Below are 19,206 nucleotides of genomic sequence, written 5' to 3'. Positions count from 1 at the left end.
GTAGGAGATCCTATGTCTGCATGCAACGATTTCTTGGCCGATATTCGGTTTCATTTCGCAAGATGGCAAAAGCGACCCTGGCGAGCTTTCTGCCGAGGATGACCAAGGCCTGGACCGGCGCCAGGCCGCGGTCGAGATACCGCTGGTAGAAATCTCGCCAGGCCGGCGTTCGACACGCGCGCATGGCAGCAAGGTAGAGCAGGCGTCGCAACTCGGCGTTGCCTTTCTTGGTGAGCTTTCGTCGCCCACGCATCTGACCGGAATCATGCACGCGCACATCCATACCCAGGAAGGCGATAAAGGCGTCGGAGGAGCGGAATGAGCCGCGCTGAAAGGCGGTGACCAGGGCGGCGGCGGTGAGGGGGCCAAATGCCCTCGATGGCCTGCACACGCAAGGCCCTGTCTTTCCAGGCAGCTTTCTCGAGCCATTTCTGGATCTGCTGATCGATCTTTCTTTCAAGTGTCTTGAAGTGATCGAAGAGCACCTGAGTCTGTGGCTTGATGCTTGGCAGATCAGCCAGGCTTTGCCGCAGTTTGGTCTTGGCCTGGACGATGACGGCACGCCGGTTGAGCAATCCCAGCAAGGTGGTATAGGCCTTGGGAGGCGGGCTCCAAGGGCGCAGGCTGTCGTGCTCATTGACCAGGTAACGGCGCAGCAGGCGAGCATCGGAGGTGTCGTTCTTGGCCCGGATGCCCACGCTGTCCCGATAGCGACTCAAGCGGAAACCATCAATGAGATAGATCGTATGGCGGGCCTTGAAGGCGAGTTCGCACACCAGGAGGTGAAAGGTGCTGGTGGCCTCGAGGGCGATTTCGACCGGACCCGGTGGCAGCGAATCGAGCCAGGCGGCAATGGACTGACGGTCATTGGAAATCGACTGGACGGGGCCGTTGCTGTCATCACAGATATCCAGGCCCTGTTTGCTGACATCGATACCGATCAGCAGGGGTTGCACAGGCATTGCCATGATGTTTCCTCCCGACTAGTGTAGAGAGCAGGATTTGTCGGGGTTCACCCAAGGCGCTGGCTTGCGAAAATTGTCGGTCCGTATTGGCCGATAGATCCCTTATTGGCGCTGGGGTGAGGGCGGGACGATTTCTCCTACTGTCTGTACTCAAGGTCAAAGGTCAGATGCGGCGTTCGTCCCTCCGCCCCGACAGGTCCTTTCTGACCCATCGAGAGGAAACATACAAGCGACGTCCCCGTCGCGAATGGTTCGGCCCGGGGACGGACCTCCTACATCGCCTGTGGGAGCGGCGTCCCCGCCGCGAAGGAGGATGCGCGGACCATAGAATCCCTACAATCCGCCATAAAATCTTGATATACCCGGACATTCTAATATACTGCCCGGCCAATTTTTGTCGCGGCAGGCCGGAGCCTGTCAGTCTGCAACCGGATTTTCAGGAGCGCGCCATGCACAACGGCACCACCATCACCCAGTTCATCATCGAGGAGCAGCGCAAGATCGAAGGCGCCACCGGCGATTTCACCTCGCTGCTCAACGACATCGTCACCGCCTGCAAGGTGATCTCCAACATGGTCAACAAGGGCGAGCTGATCGGCGTGCTGGGTACCGCCGGCTCCGAGAACGTGCAGGGCGAGACCCAGAAGAAGCTCGATATTCTCACCAACGAGGTGTTCCTGCGCTCCAACGAGTGGGCTGGCCACCTCTCGGCGATGGCCTCCGAGGAGATGGAGGACATCTACGAGATCCCCTCCCGGTACCCGCGCGGCAAGTACCTGCTCACCTTCGACCCGCTGGACGGTTCCTCGAACACCGACGTCAACGTCTCGGTGGGCACCATCTTCTCCATCCTGCGCTGCCCCGGGGAGCGTGTCTGCCCCAATCGTGACGCCTTCCTGCAGCCGGGCACCCAGCAGGTGGCCGCCGGCTATGCCCTGTACGGTCCTTCCACCATGATGGTGCTGACCACCGCAATGGGGTGAACGGCTTCACGCTGGACCAGGATATCGGTGAGTTCATCCTCACCCATCCCGACATGACCATCCCCGAGGACACTCGCGAGTTCGCCATCAATGCCTCGAACATGCGTTTCTGGGAGGCGCCGGTTAAGCGCTACGTGGACGAGTGCCTGGCCGGTGCCGAGGGCCCGCGTGGCGAGGACTTCAACATGCGCTGGATCGCCTCGATGGTAGCCGAGGTGCACCGCATCCTCACCCGTGGCGGCATCTTCATGTACCCCATCGACAGCAAGATGAAGGCCAAGGGCACCGAGGGCAAGCTGCGCCTGATGTACGAGGCCAACCCCATGAGCTTCATCGTCGAGCAGGCCGGCGGGGCCTCCAGCACCGGGCGCGAGCGCATCATGGAGATCCAGCCAAAGGCGCTGCACCAGCGCGTGCCGGTGATCCTCGGCTCGAAGAACGAGGTGGAGCGCGTGGTGGCCTACCACGCCGAGGCCGACAGCGAAACGGCCGCCTGACACCTTCGTCGCGGGGCGGTCGTGCGCGGCCGCCCCGGTAGCCGGCCTCAGTTGCCGGCCACGGTCATGCGCTCGATCAGCCAGGAGCCGGTATCGACCGCGCCGGGGATGTCGTTGTCGCAGCCGACCGCCAGCAGGCCCTCGAACATCTGCCGCAGGTTGCCGGCAACGGTGATCTCGGCCACCGGATAGGCGATCTGCCCGTCCTCCACCCAGAAGCCGGCCGCACCGCGCGAGTAGTCGCCGGTGACGGTGTTGCTGCCCTGTCCCATCAACTCGGTGACCACCAGCCCGCGCTGCATGCGCTCGAGCAACTGCTCGAAGGTCTCGCCCGAGCTGTCGATGCGCGTATTGCGCACCCCGCCGGCATTGCCGGTGGTCTGCATGCCCAGCTTGCGTGCCGAGTAGCTGTCGAGGATATAGCCTTGCAACACGCCGCCGGCCACGAGGTCGCGCGCATGGGTGGCCACGCCCTCGTTGTCGAAGGGCGCGCTGGCCAGGCCACGCGGCTTGTGCGGGTCTTCGCTGATGCGCACCCAGTCGGGAAATATCGACTCGCCCAGGGCATCGAGCAGGAAGCTGGCCTTGCGGTACAGGGACGGGCCGCGGATGGCGTTGAACAGGGCGTAGAGCAGGCTGGGTGCCAGCTCGGCATGGAAGATCACCGGGCATTCGGTGGTGTCGATCTTGCGGGCCCCCAGACGGGCCACCGCGCGGCGTGCCGCGATCTCCCCGATCGTCTCGGGTGCCTGCAGGTCCTCGGCGGCGCGCGCGCTGCTGAACCAGTAGTCGCGTTGCATCTCGCCGTCCTGCTCGGCAAGGATGGCGCAGCTCAGGCTGTGCCGGGTGGTGGGGTAGCCGCCGAGAAAGCCGTGGCTGTTGCCATAGACGAACAGGCCGCGTCCGGTGTGCAGGGTAGCGCCCTCGGAGTTGCGGATGCGCGGGTCGTGACCGCGTGCCGCGTCTTCGCAGCGGCGGGCGATGGCCGCCGCCTCGGCGGGGTCGATCTCCCAGGGGTGGTCGAGATCCAGGTCCGGGATCTCGCGCGCCATCAGCGCCGCGTCGGCCAGGCCGGCTGCCGGGTCCTCTGCGGTATGCCGGGCAATACGGCAGGCCGCGGCGACCGTCTCGCGGATTGCCTCGGGGCGCAGGTCGGTGGTGTTGGCCGAGCCCTTGCGCTGTCCGAAATAGACAGTCACGCCCAGGCCCTGGTCACGGGTGTGCTCGATGGTCTCGGTTTCGCCCAGGCGCACCGTGAGGTCCAGCCCCTGGCGTACGTGTACCCCGGCCTCGGCCTGGGTAGCGCCCTGTTGGCGTGCCTCCTCGAGCAGTTGCGCGACGATGTTCTCCAGCGTGGCGATGTCGTGGCTCATGCGGCAGTCCCCCCAACGGTCAGCTCGTCGATCTTGAGCGTCGGCTGGCCCACGCCCACCGGCACGCTCTGGCCGTCCTTGCCGCAGGTGCCCACGCCGCTGTCGAGTTGCAGGTCGTTGCCGACGAGGCTGATGCGGGTCATCACCTCGGGGCCACTTCCGATCAGGGTGGCACCCTTCATCGGGCGGGTCACCTTGCCGTTTTCAATCAGGTAGGCCTCGCTGGCCGAGAACACGAACTTGCCGGAGGTGATGTCCACCTGGCCGCCGCCGAAGTTGACCGCGTACAGGCCGTGTTCGACCGAGGCGATGATCTCCTGCGGATCGTGTTCGCCGGGCAGCATGTAGGTGTTGGTCATGCGCGGCATGGGCAGGTGGGCATAGGACTCGCGCCGCCCGTTGCCGGTGGGGGCCACGCCCATCAGGCGCGCGTTCATGCGGTCCTGCATGTAGCCCTTGAGGATGCCGTTCTCGATCAGCACCGTCTGCTGGGTAGGGGTGCCTTCGTCGTCGATGCTGAGCGAGCCGCGCCGCTCGGGCAGGGTGCCGTCGTCCACCACGGTGCAGGCCGGCGAGGCCACCTGCTCGCCGATACGCCCGGAGAAGGCCGAGGTGCCCTTGCGGTTGAAGTCGCCTTCCAGGCCGTGGCCCACCGCCTCGTGCAGCAGCACCCCGGGCCAGCCGGGGCCGAGCACCACCGGCAGCAGGCCGGCCGGGGCATCGGTCGCCTCCAGGTTGACCAGCGCCTGGCGCACCGCCTCGCGGGCATAGCCCAGGGCGCGCTCGTCCTCGAGAAAATAGTCCAGTCCGCGCCGTGCGCCGCCGCCGGCGCTGCCCTGTTCGCGCCGCCCGTCCTGCTCGACGATGATGCTGACGTTGATGCGTACCAGCGGCCGCACATCGCCCGCCAGCCGCCCCTGGTCGTCGATCACCAGCACCGTGTCCTGGGCCGCGACCAGGCTCACGATCACCTGCTGCACGCGCGGATCGGCGGCGCGTGCCGCCTCGTCGAGTTCGCGCATCAGCGCCAGCTTGGCGGCCTCGTCCAGCGAGTCGATGGGGTTGAGCGGGGCGTAGAGTTGCGGCAGGTCGCGCCGCGAGGCGATGGCCTGCCGGCCGCTCTGTCCGGCGCGGGCGATGGCGCGCGCCGTCCCGGCCGCCTCCAGCAATTGCGGCAGGTCGATGTCCTCGGTGTAGGCGAAGCCGGTCTTGTCCCCGGCCACCGCGCGCAGGCCCGCGCCCTGCTCGATGCTGTGGCTGCCCTCGCGCACGATGCCGTCTTCGAGCACCCAGGATTCCAGCCGCGAGTACTGCAGATAGATATCGGCGGTGTCGATCTGCCGGCTGAGCAGCCGGTCCATGACCTGTGTCAGGGCCTGCTCGCCCAGCCCGGAGGCGTCGAGCAGAGTGGCACGGGCGATATCGAGGGAGTCGGTCATGCGTGCGTACTTCCTTTGGGAGTGTTGAGCGAAGATAGGGGGCGTGGGGACGCAATGCAACACTGCGACGAAGGGGGATTCGGCCCCTGTCAGATGGAATGGTACGCCACCTGCAGGAGGCCCGACCCGGGCCGAAGGTTCGCGACGAGGACGTCGCTCCTACCGCAGGAGGCCCGTCTTCGGGCCGCATGTTCGCGACGGGATGTCGCTCCTGCCTGTAGGAGGCCCGTCCTCGGGCCGAAGGTTCGCGACGGGAACGCCGCCCCCACGGGTGGGTCCGTCTTCAGGGCCGAAGATGTCGCGACAGGTGAAGGGACGATGGGGCTGTGGCGTTTCGACCGGGCGTGTTGCCTGCGCTCACTCGGTCTCGTCGGCAGCGCATTGCAGGCGCCGGTGGTCCAGGCAGGGGAAGCTGCGCCGGGTGGCGCGCTGGAACGCGGGATCGATGGTGGCAATGGCGATGCCGTTGCCGCGCTCCTGGCACGCGAGCACGCTGCCCCAGGGGTCGACCACCATGCTGTGGCCCCAGGTCTCGCGTCCACCGACGTGGAAGCCGCCCTGGGCGCCGGCGATCACCCAGGCGAGGTTTTCGATGGCGCGGGCGCGTACCAGCACTTCCCAGTGCGCGCGGCCGGTTACCGCGGTGAAGGCCGCCGGCAGGGCAAAGACTTCTGCGCCACGATCGACCATGGCGCGAAACAGCTCGGGGAAGCGCAGGTCGTAGCACACCGCGAGGCCGAGTCGGCCGATGGGGCTGTCGACGACCACCACCTCGTTGCCCGGCTCGATAGCGTCCGACTCACTGTAGTGCTCGTCGGAATCGGGCAGGGTGACGTCGAACAGGTGCTGCTTGTCGTAACGGGCCACCTCGCGGCCCTCGGCATCGAATACCAGGGAGGCGGCGCGCCAGCGACCGGCGTCCTCGCCTTCCAGCGGGATGGTGCCGCCGACGATCCAGATCCCCAGCCGGGCCGCGATCTGCGACAGGAAGTGTTGCAAGGGGCCATCACCCTGCACCTCGCGGTAGGGCAGCACGTCGCGCCCCGAGGCGCCCAGATAGGCGAAGTTCTCGGGCAATACGGCCAGTGTCGCACCCTGGCGAGCGGCCTCCTCGAGCAGTTTCTCGATGGTGAGCAGGTTGGCGTTGACATTGGTACCGGAGGCCATCTGGATGGCGGCGGCCTTGAGGGGAGAGGAGGTTACGCTCATGTCAGGGGATGTTGCTTCGTTCTGTCCAGTGTGTGTGCCGGCAGCGAGCTGCCGGAGGGACGCCCAGTTTATCAGGCCAGGCGATGGGCATGGCTTGTGAAGGTTCGGCCCGGGGACGGTAGGAGTGGCGTCCCCGCCGCGAACATTGCTTTATTGGGGAAAGGCGCCTTCGTCCGCAGGTGGGGTCTCCGCGGGGGAGGGCTGTTTCGAGGGTGGGGTCTTCCCGGTGCCCAGCAGCTTTTGCAGGACATTGCGCCTGGGACGGGTCTTGTTCTCGTCGATGGCCTTCTCCTGGGCCTCGGTCTTGCGCTGGGTGTCCTTGCCGCCCAGGGTGTTGAAGAGGCGGGAGATGGGACCGCCGGACTCCAGCGGGGTGAGCTTGGGGTCGTCCCAGCTGCCGGTGACGCTGTACTCGAAGCGGTTGATCTGATCGATTTCGTCGGACAGCAGGCGTTGGGCGATCAGGGTGGCCAGCCCGGCCACTGGCCCGCCGGCGATGGTCCCGGCGATGGCCAGAGTGGTATCCAGTTTGGGAGTGACCTGCACCACCTGGTCGAAGTCGCGCGCCACCAGTCCGATGCGTCCGCCGATCTCGATACGGCCGGAGGGGCCGTCTACCACCAGGTCGCGGGTGATCGCCTGACCGTCGCCGAGCTGGAAACTGCCGACGATGCTGTCGAAGGTGTATCCCTTCTTGAGCACGTCGCCGAAGTCGAGGCGGAGGCGCCGGCTCAGGGCGTCGAGACTGAGCAGGCCGAGCACGCGCGCGATACCGGGATCCACGTCCGCCAGGCGGCCGTCGCGGATGTCGATCTTGCCCTGGCCGTGCAGGGCGGCGCGGTGGATCTGTGCCGGGTGACCCGGCCAGTCGAGATCGAAGCGGATGTCGGCACGGGCATCGATCATCTGTCGGGGATAGCCCAGCCCGGCGAGAAAGGCCCCCAGATCCTTGCTCTGGAAACGCCCGCCCAGATAGGTGTGAGCACGGCCCTTCCGCCAGGCCCAGCGGCCCCGCGCCTCGAGGGTGCCTGCCGGGCCCTTGAAGTCGAGTTCGGTGATGTCGGCGCCGTCGGTTGCCGGTTGCAGTGCCAGATGGGCGACGCCGAGGTCGGCCTGGTTGATGCGCAGGTCGGCACAGTTGAAGACGAGCCGGGGCAGGGTCCGCGGATCGGGGCCGCTGGCCGGGTCGGGCGGCGGCGCTGAGGCGGTTTCCGGATCGAAACGGATGTGCAGCTGTTCGAGGTTGAGGTGCAGCTGCCCGCGCTCGCCTGGTTCGTAGTGCAGGTCGCCCGTGACCAGCGGCGCCTCCAGCCGACCGTCGATGATGCCGCCGCTCTCGTGCTGGGCCTGTAGCCGGGCCTTGTCGATAGCCAGTTCGCCGACGCGCAGGCGTTTGGCCTCGAGTTCGACCGACCAGGGAGGAGGCTGCCGACCGTCCCGGGCGAGGCTGGCGAACAGCTCCCGCCAGGCGCCGATATCCAGCGTCTTCACCCGGGCCAGCACGCGGAAACCGTTCTTGCGAGGCAGTTGCGCCTGACCACGGGCATAGCGGAGCTCGCCACGGTGGCCGTCCAGGCTGAAGCGGGCGTCGAGGGCCTTGTCGTAGCGCAGGTGCAGCGGACCGGGGGGCTGGCCCAGCGGCAGGGTGATGGCCAGTGGCCGCGCCTGCGCCGCCTGCTTGCCCAGCGGAGCGGGCAAGTCCAGCCGCATGCCCTTGAGGTCGCTGCGCAGGCTGAGCAGCACCGGGCGTTTGCCCTGCCGCTGCGCGGGGAAGTCGAGTTCGAGGGTGAAGTCGCTGGCGCCCGACGCCAGGTGCAGGGGCAACGCGGGGAAGCGTTGCTGCAACAGGGTGCTGCCCCAGCGGGCGCGGGCGCGGATGCGGGTGCCCTCGGCCACCGGCTCGATGTCCAGGCGCAATGGCGCGCCGAAGGCCTGACCCCGCAGGTTCCGTGCGCGCAGGCTGTGAAGGTCGAAAGCAATCTCGCCCTTGAGCTGTTCGAGGGCGACCTGCCATTTGGGCAGGTGCAGCCGGTTCCCGCGCAGGTACAGCCGGCCATCCAGCGCCAGTCGAGCCCCGTGGGCGCCCAGCGGGAGCTGGAAGTCCAGGTCGAGGCGAGTCGGTCCCTCGGCCTGCATCTGTTTCGCGATGTCTCCGAAACGCCCGCGCAGGGCGGGTTCGCGCAACAGGCGCAGTTCATCGGCCAGTGGTCCCTCGATGCGCGCTGTTACCTGGAGGGGGCTGGCCGGGTTCAGGGTGGCCAGGCGGACGTGGGTGTCGAGCAGGCGGCTGTCGTAGACCCGGCCTTCCGGCAGGTCGATGTCCAGGCTGTTCTGGTGAAAGAACAGCCGCGCGGCGACCTGGTGCAGCGCCGGCCAGCCGCTGCGATAGTCCAGGTCCACGTCGGCGAGCCGGGCATCGACCTCGAACACCCCGTTGGCGTGCTCGTTGAACGGGAAGTCGGCCAGGGGGCCGACCAGCAGCAGGTCGGCGCGCTCCATTCGGCCGCCCTGCAGGGCGTGGTCCAGCCAGTCCACCAGCTCGTCGCTCATGATGGCCGTGGGGAGGTAGCGGCCGGTGGCCTCCACCGCGCCGTCTTCGATCCGCGCGCGCAGCGCCAGCCGAGGTGTCTGTCCCTGGTGTTGTTGCAGATCGAGCCAGAGGGCGCCACGCAGGTCGGGCGTGGCCAGGCGCAGGTCGTCGGTGAACAGGCGCCAGCCGTCGGTCTCGCGTTGCCAGTGCAGCACGCCGCTCAGTTGCTCCAGCCGGTGCGGGGCGCGGAACAGTTCCCGGTAGTCCAGTGGCAGGGCCTTCGAGTCCAGCGCCAGCCGCGCCCGTTCGGCGGTGGCAGTGAGGCGGCCGTCGAGTCCCTGGAAGCCGGGGAAGCCCTGCCAGGGCTTGGCAGCGATGTTGCGCAGGCGGGTGTCCAGCGCCCAGCTGTCGGCCTGGCCGGGGGCGATGTGCAGCCGAAGTGCCTGCAGTTCGCCGCGCGGGGCCAGCGCTGCCAGGGCCTCGTCCAGCGCCGGGTCGGTCGGGCGCAGATGCAGTGCCTGGACGAGCAGGGCGACCGGCAGGCGGGTGGCGGCGATGTCGAGGGTGCCCCGTGGGTCGGGGCGATGACGAATGGCCAGTGCGGTGGTCAGCGGCGGATCGTCGGGTCCGGTCTGTAGCGTGAGGGCGTCGGAGAGGATGCGCCATTCGCCGTCGGTGGCCTCGGCGAAGTCGAGATCTGCGCTCGCCCGGTGCAGGCTGAACTCCCGGCCCGGTTGTTCGCGGTTGCCGAAACGCAGGCGGTGCGCTTCCACGTGTCCACGGGCGGCGATTTCGCGGGCATTCTCCCAGACCTGCCAGAGCTCGAGATCGAGCCTGCCGCCCAGCAAGTGGTAGGGGGCGGGCAGGTAACGGCCGAGCAGGGGCGGCAGCGCCAGTGCCTCGCCTTTCAGGTAGCTGGTGCCGCGCCAGTGCCGCCCGGCCGGGTAGCCGTGGATGTCGGCGGCGAAGTGCAGCTTGCCGAAGGAACTGTCCAATCCACCGTTGAGATGCAGGTGCTGGCCGTCCCTCGCCACGTCCAGGTACAGGGGGTCGATGGTGATCGGCGGCGCGCCGTACCGGCGGTCTTCCCAGGTCAGCCGGGTGTTGCGCAGACGCAGATAGCGCGGCAGGGCGATGGCCGGCTGGCCGCCATCGCGTACCGGGAAGCCCTCGACGTGCAACTGGCCGTCGGCTTCGAGGACCAGGTTGAGTTGCAATCCTTCGATGGTCAGCCGCAGGGCGTCGAAGAGGTTGCCGCGCAGCAGGTTGGTGTGGTTGAGGTCGAGTTCGACCTCGCGCAGGTGGATGCCGGCCGCGCCCTCGCCAAGGCGCACATCGTAGAGATCGAGCCGGGGCCCGAGTCCCCACCAGCTCGCCTCCAGGCGCGTGATCTGCACTGGCATGCCGGCTTGTTCGCTCAGCCAGCGGGCCAGGGGTTCGCGCGCGTGTTCCAGCAGGGGGGTGGACAGGCGCACCAGCAGGGCCAGCAGGCCCCAGCCCAGGATCAGGACGATGAGGAAGCGGCGGGTCAGTCGAAGGAGCCCTTTCATTGCCGGTTCCGTGTGTCAGACCAGCACGACGTCGTACTGCTCCTGGGTGTAGAGCGCCTCGGCCTGCAACTTGATGGGCTTGCCGATGAACTGCTCCAGCTCGGCGAGGTTCTGCGATTCCTCGTCGAGCAGGCGGTCGATCACGTCGGGCGCGGCGAGCACCAGCAGCTGTTCGACGTCGAACTGGCGCGCCTCGCGCAGGATCTCGCGGAAGATCTCGTAGCAGGTGGTCTCGGCGGTCTTGATCGACCCCCGGCCGCGGCAGGTGGGGCAGGTCTCGCACAGCACATGCTCGAGCGATTCGCGGGTGCGCTTGCGGGTCATCTCCACCAGGCCCAGCGAGGAGACCTCGGAGATGTGGGTCTTGGCGTGATCACGTGCCAGGCAGCGTTCGAGCGCACGGATCACCTGGCGCTTGTGATCGAGATCGGTCATGTCGATGAAGTCGATGATGATGATCCCCCCCAGGTTGCGCAGCCGCAGCTGGCGGCAGATGGCCTGTGCGGCTTCGAGGTTGGTCTTGAAGATGGTCTCCTCGAGGGTCCGATGGCCGACGAAGGCCCCGGTGTTGACATCGATGGTGGTCATTGCCTCGGTCTGATCGATCACCAGGTGACCGCCGGACTTGAGCTCGACAGTGCGGCGCAGGGCCTTCTGGATCTCGTCCTCCACGCCGTAGAGATCGAAGATGGGACGCTCGCCGGGGTAGTACTCGATCTGGGTGTCGGCGTCGGGCAGGAACTTGTGGGCGAACTGGCGCGCCTTCTCGAAGGTGGAACGCGAGTCGATGCGCACCCGTTCGACTTCGGGGCCGACCAGGTCGCGCAGCGCACGCAGGCCCAGTGGCAGGTCTTCGTGCAGTACTTCGACCGCCTTGACGTTACGCGCCTTCTCCTTGATGGATTGCCACAGGCGCTGCAGGTAGAGCATGTCCTGGCGCAGGGCCTCCTCGCCGATGCCCTCGGCGGCGGTGCGCGCGATGAAGCCGGCAGGCAGTTCCGACTCGGCGGCGAAGCGGGCCAGGATTTCGCGCAGGCGCACGCGTTCGTCCTCGTCCTCGATCTTCTGCGAGACCCCCACGCTGCGCATGTTGGGCATGAACACCATGTAACGCGAAGGGATGGAGACGTTGGTGGTCAGGCGCGCGCCCTTGCTGCCCAGCGGGTCCTTGACCACCTGCACCACGATCTCGCCGCCCTCGCGCACCAGTTCGGTGATCGGCTGCTCGCGTCCCGAGGTGCAATAGATGTCGGAGGCGTGCAGAAAGGCCGCGCGCTCCAGGCCGACATCGACGAAGGCCGCCTGCATGCCCGGAAGTACCCGGCACACCTTGCCCTTGTAGATGTTGCCCACCAGGCCACGGCGCGCGGTGCGCTCGATTATGATCTCCTGTACCACGCCGTTTTCGATCACGGCGACACGGGTCTCGGGTGGGGTGACGTTGATCAGGATTTCTTCGTTCATGAGTTCAGTTTAACCCGAATATTTCACCGGCCGACCAACGCTCTCTTCCTAAGAAGCTGAATAACGAGCAAAAATGGAAACCAAAGGGAGGCCAGTCGCCGGTTACCGTTTGTGTCCCGCGTTGTTCTATCCCGATTCCGGCGGTTTCTCGCTCGCTGTGGCTTGGTTTTCACTCAAGCGATAGCGACAGCTATCGCTTTCGCTCCAAACCGGCGTCACAGCGGCTGCGAACTCCGCCGGCTCTCGGGATGCCGGTGAAACATCCGGGTTAACGCCAAGCAGGTACGTGGCGCCGGGAATCACACCCCGTCTCGGGAAATCGCCGATGCTCCCGTTCCCTCGCCCGGGGCGGTGTGTCCTCGCCACCACCCCGACAGGGTCTTCAGGGGGCTGTCAGGGTGTCAGGTGAAACCGGGGTTTACCTCCCTGTGACCGTCGGGCAGGCCGGGAGTGCCCGCGATTCAGGGGCGGGGCAGGCCGGCGTCGGCCAGCAGCTGAGCGGTCTCGAACAGGGGCAGCCCCATGATGCCCGAGTAGCTGCCCTCGATGTGTTCGACGAACACCGCGCCCAGCCCCTGGATGGCGTAGCCGCCGGCCTTGTCCGCCGGCTCGCCCGTGGCCCAGTAGCGCGCGGCCTCCTCGCGCCCGACGGGGCGGAAGCGCACCCGGCTTGCCGAGAGGGCCTGATCCTCGTGGGGGCCGGCCAGGGCCACGGCGGTCAGCACCTGGTGTTCCCGTCCGCCCAGCGCCAGCAGCATGGCGATGCCTTCTTCGCGGTCGGCGGGCTTGCCGAGGATGTGCCCGTCGAGGATCACCGAGGTATCCGCGCCCAGTACCAGGGCTCCCGGGTGCTGGACCGCCGTTGCGCGGGCCTTCTCCCGCGCCATGCGGGCCACGTAGTCGGCGGGGGGCTCGCCCGGTTGCGGGGTCTCGTCGATGTGCGCGGGCGCGACACGGAAATCGACGCCGATCTGGCGCAGCAGCTCGGCGCGGCGGGGTGATTGCGAGGCAAGGATCAACATCAGGCGCGATGATAGGGATGGTTGGCGAGAATGCTCCAGGCGCGGTAGAGCTGCTCGGCGACGATCACCCGCACCAGGGGGTGCGGCAGGGTCAGCGGCGAGAGCGACCACTGCTGTGCAGCCGCCTTGCGGGCGGCCTCCGACAGCCCCTCGGGGCCACCGACCAGCAGGGCCACGTCACTGCCCCCGGCCAGCCATTTCTCGAGCTGGCCGGCCAGTTGCTCGGTGGACCAGGGCCGGCCGTTCACCTCCAGGGCGATCACTCGCGCGCCCCTGGGGATGGCCGCCAGCAGGCGCTCGCCCTCCTCGCGCACCGCGCGCGCGGTATCGGCGCCCTTGCCGCGCCGGCCCGGGGCGATCTCGACCAGCTGCAGGGTGCATTCGCGTGGCAGGCGACGGGCGTACTCGGCATAGCCCTCCTGCACCCAGCGGGGCATGCGCTCGCCGACCGCGATCAGGTGGATCTTCATGCGGGGGCGGGGTGCTCGACGCGCGGGACAAGGGACTCGGCCTCGATGAACACCTTCTTCACCTCGGGCCAGCGTGCCTTGATGGCGCGGTCGAGGCGCGCGATGGTGTGCTCGATGGTGCCGGCATCCAGATCGTCGCGGAAGTCGGCCGCCATGGTCACCAGCACGAAATCCGGTCCCATGTGCATGGTCAGCAGTTCCTTGATGGCTTCGATCGCCGGCTCGGCCGAGACCAGCTCGCGGATACCGGCGACCACCTCGCGGTTGGCGCTCTCGCCGATCAGCAGGCCCTTGGTCTCGATCGCCAGCCAGATGGCGGTGGCGCCCAGGATCAGGCCGATGACCACTGAGGCCAGGCCGTCGAACCAGAGGATGCCAGTGAACTGTGCGGTGGCGATGCCGGCCATTGCCACCAGCAGCCCCAACAGGGCGGCCGAGTCTTCGAACAGCACCACGAACATCGACGGGTCCTTGCCGCGTTGCACGGCTTCGATATAGCCCATCTTTCCCTTGGTCTTGCCGAACTCGCGCAGCGCGAACCACCAGGCCCCGCCCTCGAAGACGAGGGACAGCCCGAGCACGATGTAGTTGACCAGCGGATTGGTGATCGGCCGGGGGTCGAGCATGTTGTGGATGCCTTCGTAGATGGATACTCCGGCGCCGACCGCGAAGATGAGGATGGCCACCACGAAGCTCCAGAAGTAGATCTCCTTGCCGTGTCCGAAGGGAAAGCGGGCGTCTGGCGGACGCTTGGCGCGGCGCATGCCGTAGAGCAGCAGTCCCTGGTTGCCGGTATCCACCAGCGAGTGGATGCCCTCGGAGAGCATGGCCGAACTGCCGGTAAAGACCGCGGCGGCGAACTTGGTGATGGCGATGGCGGTGTTGCCCGCCAGCGCGGCGAGGATAACCTTGGTGCTGGAGCCTGCCATGAATTCTGTCCCTGATAGCCGGCCGGGGATTCTATCAGCTGGGTGGTGTGGCCTCCCAGTCAAGCGTGGCGATGACCTGCTCGATGAGCCAGGACTGCAACAGCTGGACCGCCTCCCGGGGAACCGCCTCGGGAGCAAAGTGTTGGAGCAGGTGCTCGCACACGGCGCCGAAGGGCTCGCCGTTGCGGATGGCGTTCAGCGCCTCGGCCTCGTGTGCCGGCAGGGCCCGGTAACGGCTGACCAGGTCGCGGCGCCATATCAGCCAGATGGCGGGAGCCTCGGTCGGCTCGGGGGGCTGGGTCTCGTCCGCCAGCGCCCGCCAGATGGCAAAGCTGTTGTAGCGCAGCGGCAGCAGGGTGACCGAGGGGTGCAGGACCGGACGCATGTCGGGCCAGGCTGCGGGAGGAATCCGTTCAAGCAGAGCGGGGCCGGGCAGCGGGCGGTCGGCGGCGTCGAAGCTGTGGTTGAAGGCGCGCTCGATGCGCTCGATCTCGCCAAGCACCGGCAGGCCGCTGAACGGCGGCAGTTCGTCCAGCAGCTCTCCCATGTGGCGGCTGTAGCCACGCAGACTGGTGCCGTGCGAACGATAGCGGTGGATGTAGGTGTCGGCGAGGCGATCGAAGAGGGTGTCACCGAGGTAGGCATGCAGGCGGGGATAGTCCGTCTCCATAGCCTCTTTCAGGCGCAGGCGATAGCCGGTGGCATAGATGCCGAGCCGTTCGGCGGCCGAGGCGCCGGCAGTGGATTCGATGGCCCCGGCGATGGGGCTGCCTTCGCCCAGCAGGTGCCCCAGAAAGGCCTGTTGCAGGTCGCGCAGGCCGTCCATCAGGCGAGGCCTCGCAGCGCCGTTTGCGATGTCTGCAACGCAGGCACAGGCAGGGTCTCGCCGGCAATGCGTTCGGCGATCGCCAGTTCGGCGCGCAGTTCGGGAAAGGCGGGGATGTCGTCGTCGCGCTCGATCATGGTGCTGACTGCGCCGAAGCGTCGCAGGGCGTCTGCATACAGGGTCCACACCGGGTCGCAGACCGGGTGGTCGTGAGTGTCGATGATCATGAGGCCATCATGGCAGTGACCGGCCAGGTGAAACTGCATCACCCGTTCAGGGCTCATGCCGTCGAGATAGTCCACCGGGTCGAAATGGTGGTTGTGCGCGCTGACGTAGATGTTGTTGATGTCGAGCAGGACAAGGCAGTCGGCACGGCGTGCGATCTCGTCGAGGAATTCCCACTCGGGCATTTCCGAAGCGTGATAGGTGACATAGCTCGACAGGTTCTCGATGAGGATCTGCCGGCCCAGGTAGTCCTGCACCTGTCGGATGCGCTCGGCGATGTGCGCAATGGCCGTCTCGTTGTAGGGCAGCGGCAACAGGTCGTGACTGTTGGTGTGATCGACACGGGTCCAGCACAGGTGGTCGGAGATCCAGTGCGGTTCCACGCGTTTGGCCAGCGTCTTCAGCTGGGCGAGGTAGTCGAGATCGAGTGGGTCGGTGCTGCCGATCGACAGCGAGACACCGTGCATGACCATCGGGTAGTCGGCACGAATCCGGTCGAGGTGGGCCAGTGGCTTGCCGCCAGGCACCATGTAGTTCTCGGACAGGATCTCGAACCAGTCGACATCTGGCCGGTGTTCTTCAATATAGGCGTAATGGTCAGTGCGCAGGCCCAGGCCGAAGCCGAGAAAGGGGCGGGACATGGCGTGTTCTCCCGAAAGGCCACCATCCCGCAGGAACGGTGGCCGGGTGGATTACTCCTTCTTGGCCTTGCCCCCGATGGCATCGCAGGCATGTTTCGACATGAGCACGAAACCCTGGCCCTGGCAGGAGACCTTGCCCTTGCAGGCATTGCTGGCACTCTTGCAGTCGTTGTATCCCTTGCACTTGTTGACGCCATAGCAGTGCACCTTGCCGCTGCTCGAGGCCATTGCCGTGCTGGCAACGCCTGTCATTCCGGCGGCCGCCATCGCCAGCGCGGCGCCGAGCCCGATACCGGCCGTCCTCTTCGATATCTTCATTGCGTATCCTCCTTTGTATGGAATCGGGCTCAGGAACCGACGGTTCCGCCCACCTCGGTGCAGGCCTTCTCCGACATGTTCACGAAGCCCTGCCCCTTGCATGAGGCCTTGCCCTTGCAGGCATTGCTGGCCGTCTTGCAATCGTTGTAGCCCTTGCACTTGTTCACCCCGTAACAGTGAACCGTTTGCTCGGTGGCGGCCATGCTGCTGTAGCGGGTGCCGTATTCCGAGCACCCGCCGAGCATGCCGGCTGCCGCCACGGCCAGGACCATGCCGGCCGAAGTTGTGGATAGCTTCATGAAACCTCTCCTCTGTGTGTGGCCTTCCTTGTTGCTGGTCAAAATATGACCGGCCGAGGGAGGGAATGATTGCAGCTGGATCTGTCGGGGATGAGGTGCGATCTGGCAGTGCCATATCAGAAAGTGTTTGGCTGGGCCTGACATTGGCAGGTTGGCGCTGCCGTCGTCGATTGGCGGGTTTCAATCCACGCCCCCGTGATGGGGGCGACCGCCGACCTCGGCATCGACTTGGAGCAAACCTGAAGTTTCAATCCACGCCCCCGTGATGGGGGCGACCGCGTTATTGTAAGTGCAGACATGCGCTGCCGGAACGGGACAAGATGCGCGAACCTGTTCTGGTCACGGCCATTTTCTCGTTACAGATTGAAAGCGTCTCTTGCAAGTGATTGATTTGAATTGTGAAAGAGCATCGCGAACCTGCCGCATAATGGGTGTGGGCTGGTGGTTCGCGATATTCTGATCAAAGGATGAGCGTGCCTTCAGGATCGTAGGCCGGTTTTGCTCCGACATGTTCCACGCGTCGGCGCCAGTTGGTGCCCAGGTAATAGAAACGCAGGCTGTCACGCTCGGGGTCCATTTCCTCGATCAGGGTCTGCTTGAGCTGGGTCCACTGGGCCGGTTCGACGAGGCATTCGAACACGGAAAATTGCACGCGCTGCCCGTAGTCCTGACAGGCCTTGGCGATGCGTCTCAACCGGCGGGCTCCTCCGGGGCTTTCTGTATTCACATCATAGGTGATCAGTACCATCATGATGTCTTTCCTCAGCACCAGACGAAGGCGGGGTAGGCATTCAGGTCGTTTCTCAGATAGCTTGCCAGCAAACGGGCTTGCAAGTACGGAATCAGGCCGATTTCCACGGTCTCTTCCAGATAGGGATGTTTGAGTGTTTCTCGTTTGCGTTCCTGCCAGGCGGTAAGCACCTGCCTGCGAGTGGCCTCGGTCATGCGGACTTCACCGGTTTCGGTGGTGTTGAATCCAGACGCACGTAACTGCCTGCGGTTGATGAGCGAAAGCACCAGGCGATCGGCCAGTTGGGGGCGCAGTTCTTCCATGAGATCCAGCGCGAGTGCCGGCCTGCCTGGACGGGCGCGATGCAGAAAACCGATGGCCGGGTCCAGGCCCACACCTTCCAGTGCCGAGGCCACGTCATGGCGCAACAGGGTATAGACGAAAGAGAGAAGGGCGTTGACGGGATCGGTGGGGGGCCTGCGATTGCGGCCTGCAAAACGAAACCCCGGATCGTCATGCAGAATGAGGTGGTCGAAACAGTCGAAATAGGCACGTGCCGCAGCCCCTTCGTAACCGCGAAGGGTGTCCAGATCGGTTTCGGTGCGCACACGGCGCAGCAGGGTAACCAGGTGTTGGATCGCCTGTTCGATGTCGGCGCGGTAGGGGCAGTCGGGGCGGTCGCGTAGATGCCGCTGCAATACGGTGCGGCTGTTGACGATCTTGGCGGCGATCAGGGTGCCTGCGATTCGCGCGCTCTGTTCCGTGGACTCATGCCATTGGTACTGGGCCTTGCGCAACAGCACGTTGCCCGATACAGGACCTTCCACGCGGGCCAGAAAGCGACCCTGTTCCGTGAAGAAGGCCATGCGCACACCCCGCGCTGCGCAGAATCCCAGCAGGGGCGCCGTGGCATTGACCTGGCCTAAGGCCACGATGCTGTCGATGTGGTGAATGGGCAGCCGCAGCCGGATTTCATGGTCGACCTTGACGACCAGAGTCTCCCGCTCCCGGCTCAGCCAGGCTCCCTGGGTGGTGAGGTAGAGGGTGTTGAGCAGACGTTTCATGGTGTGAGTACCCGGTCGAGATAGGCCTGTGCGTCCTTGCGCTCGGGGAGACAGATCGCTTCCAGAGAGCAGTGCATGCATTTCGTGCCGGGTTCAGGCGGAGGTAATGTGGCCTCTTTCAGCAGGGCGTGAGCTTGGCGGGCGAGCTGGCAGGTCTGTTCCCGGAGCCTGTTATCGAATGTCACGCGCTCGTGTCGGCGCTGTTTGCCATAGAACAGAGCGCCTTCTTCAATGGCAAGGTCGAATTGCTCCTCCAACGCCAGCGCCTGGGCGCACAATTGGATTCGGTCCCAGTCGGCCTGTTTGGAGCGCCCCCTTTTGTATTCCACGGGGCAGGGTCGCCAAAATCCTTCCCGATCGGGCAGGGTGCAACCGGATTCCGCGCGGTGGAATTCCACCACATCGGCCTTGCCCACCAGCCCGAGGGCATGGCAGATGAGGTGCACACCACGGGCGATATGCAGGTCATGGCGGGTTTCGCTGGCGCCGGCGTCCACCACCCGATGCAACAGCCGTCCTTCCGCAGTGAAGCGGTTTTCTTCCCAGGCCTGCTCCAGGTGGATCAGGGCGAACTGTCTGGGGCAGTAGGCCAGGTGTTGCAGGGCAGAGATGGGGATCAGGCGTTCCTCTTCCATGTTGCTTGCGCCGGACATGGCGTTCCGCCATGTCCGG

General features: G+C 66.1%; 15 protein-coding genes and 2 pseudogenes. 1 reads left to right on the top strand and 16 read right to left on the bottom strand.

The window, feature by feature from the left end; all coding sequences use genetic code 11:
- Positions 1 to 10: 10 nt before the first annotated feature.
- Positions 11 to 962: pseudogene (locus EBS_RS11935) on the bottom strand (IS110 family RNA-guided transposase).
- A gap of 452 nt (positions 963 to 1,414) precedes the next feature.
- On the opposite strand from EBS_RS11935, the pseudogene EBS_RS11930 reads away from it, so the two are divergent.
- Positions 1,415 to 2,445 (top strand): annotated as a pseudogene (locus tag EBS_RS11930) (class 1 fructose-bisphosphatase).
- Positions 2,446 to 2,492: 47 nt separating this feature from the next.
- Here EBS_RS11930 and pmbA read toward each other — a convergent pair.
- The 15 genes from pmbA to cas4 form a co-directional block, all read right to left on the bottom strand.
- On the bottom strand, positions 2,493 to 3,818 hold the full coding sequence (gene pmbA, locus EBS_RS11925; protein WP_043108886.1) for a metalloprotease PmbA: 1,326 nt from the start codon (positions 3,816 to 3,818) through the stop codon (positions 2,493 to 2,495).
- The gene (gene tldD / locus EBS_RS11920; protein ID WP_043108885.1) at positions 3,815 to 5,257 is read right to left on the bottom strand and encodes a metalloprotease TldD; all 1,443 of its coding nucleotides are present in this window, start codon (positions 5,255 to 5,257) and stop codon (positions 3,815 to 3,817) included. Before tldD ends, pmbA begins: the two co-directional genes overlap by 4 nt.
- Before the next feature lie 357 nt (positions 5,258 to 5,614).
- On the bottom strand, positions 5,615 to 6,466 hold the full coding sequence (locus EBS_RS11915; protein WP_043108884.1) for a carbon-nitrogen hydrolase family protein: 852 nt from the start codon (positions 6,464 to 6,466) through the stop codon (positions 5,615 to 5,617).
- A gap of 150 nt (positions 6,467 to 6,616) precedes the next feature.
- Positions 6,617 to 10,546 (bottom strand): YhdP family protein, encoded by a 3,930-nt coding sequence (locus EBS_RS11910; RefSeq protein ID WP_043108883.1) that lies wholly within the window; start codon positions 10,544 to 10,546, stop codon positions 6,617 to 6,619.
- A 15-nt stretch (positions 10,547 to 10,561) separates the two neighbouring features.
- Positions 10,562 to 12,010: a ribonuclease G gene (gene rng, locus EBS_RS11905; RefSeq protein WP_043108882.1), complete on the bottom strand. Its 1,449-nt coding sequence runs from the start codon at positions 12,008 to 12,010 to the stop codon at positions 10,562 to 10,564.
- Between the two features lie 461 nt (positions 12,011 to 12,471).
- Entirely contained in the window at positions 12,472 to 13,032 is a 561-nt protein-coding gene (locus tag EBS_RS11900; RefSeq protein WP_043108881.1) for a Maf family protein, read from the bottom strand.
- Positions 13,032 to 13,502, bottom strand: a complete 471-nt coding sequence (rlmH, locus tag EBS_RS11895; RefSeq protein WP_043108880.1) for a 23S rRNA (pseudouridine(1915)-N(3))-methyltransferase RlmH — start codon at positions 13,500 to 13,502, stop codon at positions 13,032 to 13,034. The genes EBS_RS11900 and rlmH overlap by 1 nt, the downstream gene beginning before the upstream one ends.
- Positions 13,499 to 14,431 carry a cation diffusion facilitator family transporter gene (locus EBS_RS11890; RefSeq protein ID WP_043108879.1) on the bottom strand — a complete coding sequence of 311 codons (933 nt, stop codon included), beginning with the start codon at positions 14,429 to 14,431 and terminating at the stop codon, positions 13,499 to 13,501. Before EBS_RS11890 ends, rlmH begins: the two co-directional genes overlap by 4 nt.
- 34 nt (positions 14,432 to 14,465) lie before the next feature.
- The gene (locus EBS_RS11885) at positions 14,466 to 15,257 is read right to left on the bottom strand and encodes an HvfC/BufC N-terminal domain-containing protein (RefSeq protein WP_043108877.1); all 792 of its coding nucleotides are present in this window, start codon (positions 15,255 to 15,257) and stop codon (positions 14,466 to 14,468) included.
- On the bottom strand, positions 15,257 to 16,123 hold the full coding sequence (bufB, locus tag EBS_RS11880; protein ID WP_052199568.1) for an MNIO family bufferin maturase: 867 nt from the start codon (positions 16,121 to 16,123) through the stop codon (positions 15,257 to 15,259). Before bufB ends, EBS_RS11885 begins: the two co-directional genes overlap by 1 nt.
- Positions 16,124 to 16,174: 51 nt before the next feature.
- A complete protein-coding gene (bufA2, locus tag EBS_RS11875; protein ID WP_052199567.1) occupies positions 16,175 to 16,441 on the bottom strand; it encodes a BufA2 family periplasmic bufferin-type metallophore in 267 nt (88 codons plus the stop codon).
- A gap of 29 nt (positions 16,442 to 16,470) precedes the next feature.
- Complete coding sequence (gene bufA2, locus EBS_RS11870) at positions 16,471 to 16,740, bottom strand: BufA2 family periplasmic bufferin-type metallophore (protein WP_043108876.1); 270 nt, start codon at positions 16,738 to 16,740, stop codon at positions 16,471 to 16,473.
- Positions 16,741 to 17,200: 460 nt separating this feature from the next.
- Positions 17,201 to 17,491 (bottom strand): CRISPR-associated endonuclease Cas2, encoded by a 291-nt coding sequence (gene cas2 / locus EBS_RS11865; RefSeq protein ID WP_043108875.1) that lies wholly within the window; start codon positions 17,489 to 17,491, stop codon positions 17,201 to 17,203.
- Between the two features lie 11 nt (positions 17,492 to 17,502).
- Positions 17,503 to 18,534 (bottom strand): type I-C CRISPR-associated endonuclease Cas1c, encoded by a 1,032-nt coding sequence (gene cas1c, locus EBS_RS11860; RefSeq protein ID WP_043108874.1) that lies wholly within the window; start codon positions 18,532 to 18,534, stop codon positions 17,503 to 17,505.
- Positions 18,531 to 19,187, bottom strand: coding sequence for a CRISPR-associated protein Cas4 (gene cas4, locus EBS_RS11855; RefSeq protein ID WP_231892814.1), 657 nt, complete (start codon positions 19,185 to 19,187; stop codon positions 18,531 to 18,533). The genes cas1c and cas4 overlap by 4 nt, the downstream gene beginning before the upstream one ends.
- Positions 19,188 to 19,206: the final 19 nt, after the last annotated feature.

Origin of the sequence: endosymbiont of unidentified scaly snail isolate Monju, from assembly GCF_000801295.1 — a bacterium.
Taxonomy (GTDB): domain Bacteria; phylum Pseudomonadota; class Gammaproteobacteria; order Chromatiales; family Chromatiaceae; genus MONJU.
This window is presented reverse-complemented; position numbering and strand designations above follow the sequence as displayed.

Bases quoted from the DNA above. Each gene is read 5' to 3' on its own strand.
- EBS_RS11885 (WP_043108877.1), bottom strand. From the start codon at position 15,257: ATGGACGGCCTGCGCGACCTGCAACAGGCCTTTCTGGGGCACCTGCTG.
- cas1c (WP_043108874.1), bottom strand. From the start codon at position 18,534: ATGAAACGTCTGCTCAACACCCTCTACCTCACCACCCAGGGAGCCTGG.
- bufA2 (WP_043108876.1), bottom strand. From the start codon at position 16,740: ATGAAGCTATCCACAACTTCGGCCGGCATGGTCCTGGCCGTGGCGGCA.
- cas2 (WP_043108875.1), bottom strand. From the start codon at position 17,491: ATGATGGTACTGATCACCTATGATGTGAATACAGAAAGCCCCGGAGGA.
- EBS_RS11915 (WP_043108884.1), bottom strand. From the start codon at position 6,466: ATGAGCGTAACCTCCTCTCCCCTCAAGGCCGCCGCCATCCAGATGGCC.
- cas4 (WP_231892814.1), bottom strand. From the start codon at position 19,187: ATGTCCGGCGCAAGCAACATGGAAGAGGAACGCCTGATCCCCATCTCT.
- pmbA (WP_043108886.1), bottom strand. From the start codon at position 3,818: ATGAGCCACGACATCGCCACGCTGGAGAACATCGTCGCGCAACTGCTC.
- EBS_RS11890 (WP_043108879.1), bottom strand. From the start codon at position 14,431: ATGGCAGGCTCCAGCACCAAGGTTATCCTCGCCGCGCTGGCGGGCAAC.
- EBS_RS11910 (WP_043108883.1), bottom strand. From the start codon at position 10,546: ATGAAAGGGCTCCTTCGACTGACCCGCCGCTTCCTCATCGTCCTGATC.
- rng (WP_043108882.1), bottom strand. From the start codon at position 12,010: ATGAACGAAGAAATCCTGATCAACGTCACCCCACCCGAGACCCGTGTC.
- bufB (WP_052199568.1), bottom strand. From the start codon at position 16,123: ATGTCCCGCCCCTTTCTCGGCTTCGGCCTGGGCCTGCGCACTGACCAT.
- EBS_RS11900 (WP_043108881.1), bottom strand. From the start codon at position 13,032: ATGTTGATCCTTGCCTCGCAATCACCCCGCCGCGCCGAGCTGCTGCGC.
- tldD (WP_043108885.1), bottom strand. From the start codon at position 5,257: ATGACCGACTCCCTCGATATCGCCCGTGCCACTCTGCTCGACGCCTCC.
- bufA2 (WP_052199567.1), bottom strand. From the start codon at position 16,441: ATGAAGATATCGAAGAGGACGGCCGGTATCGGGCTCGGCGCCGCGCTG.
- rlmH (WP_043108880.1), bottom strand. From the start codon at position 13,502: ATGAAGATCCACCTGATCGCGGTCGGCGAGCGCATGCCCCGCTGGGTG.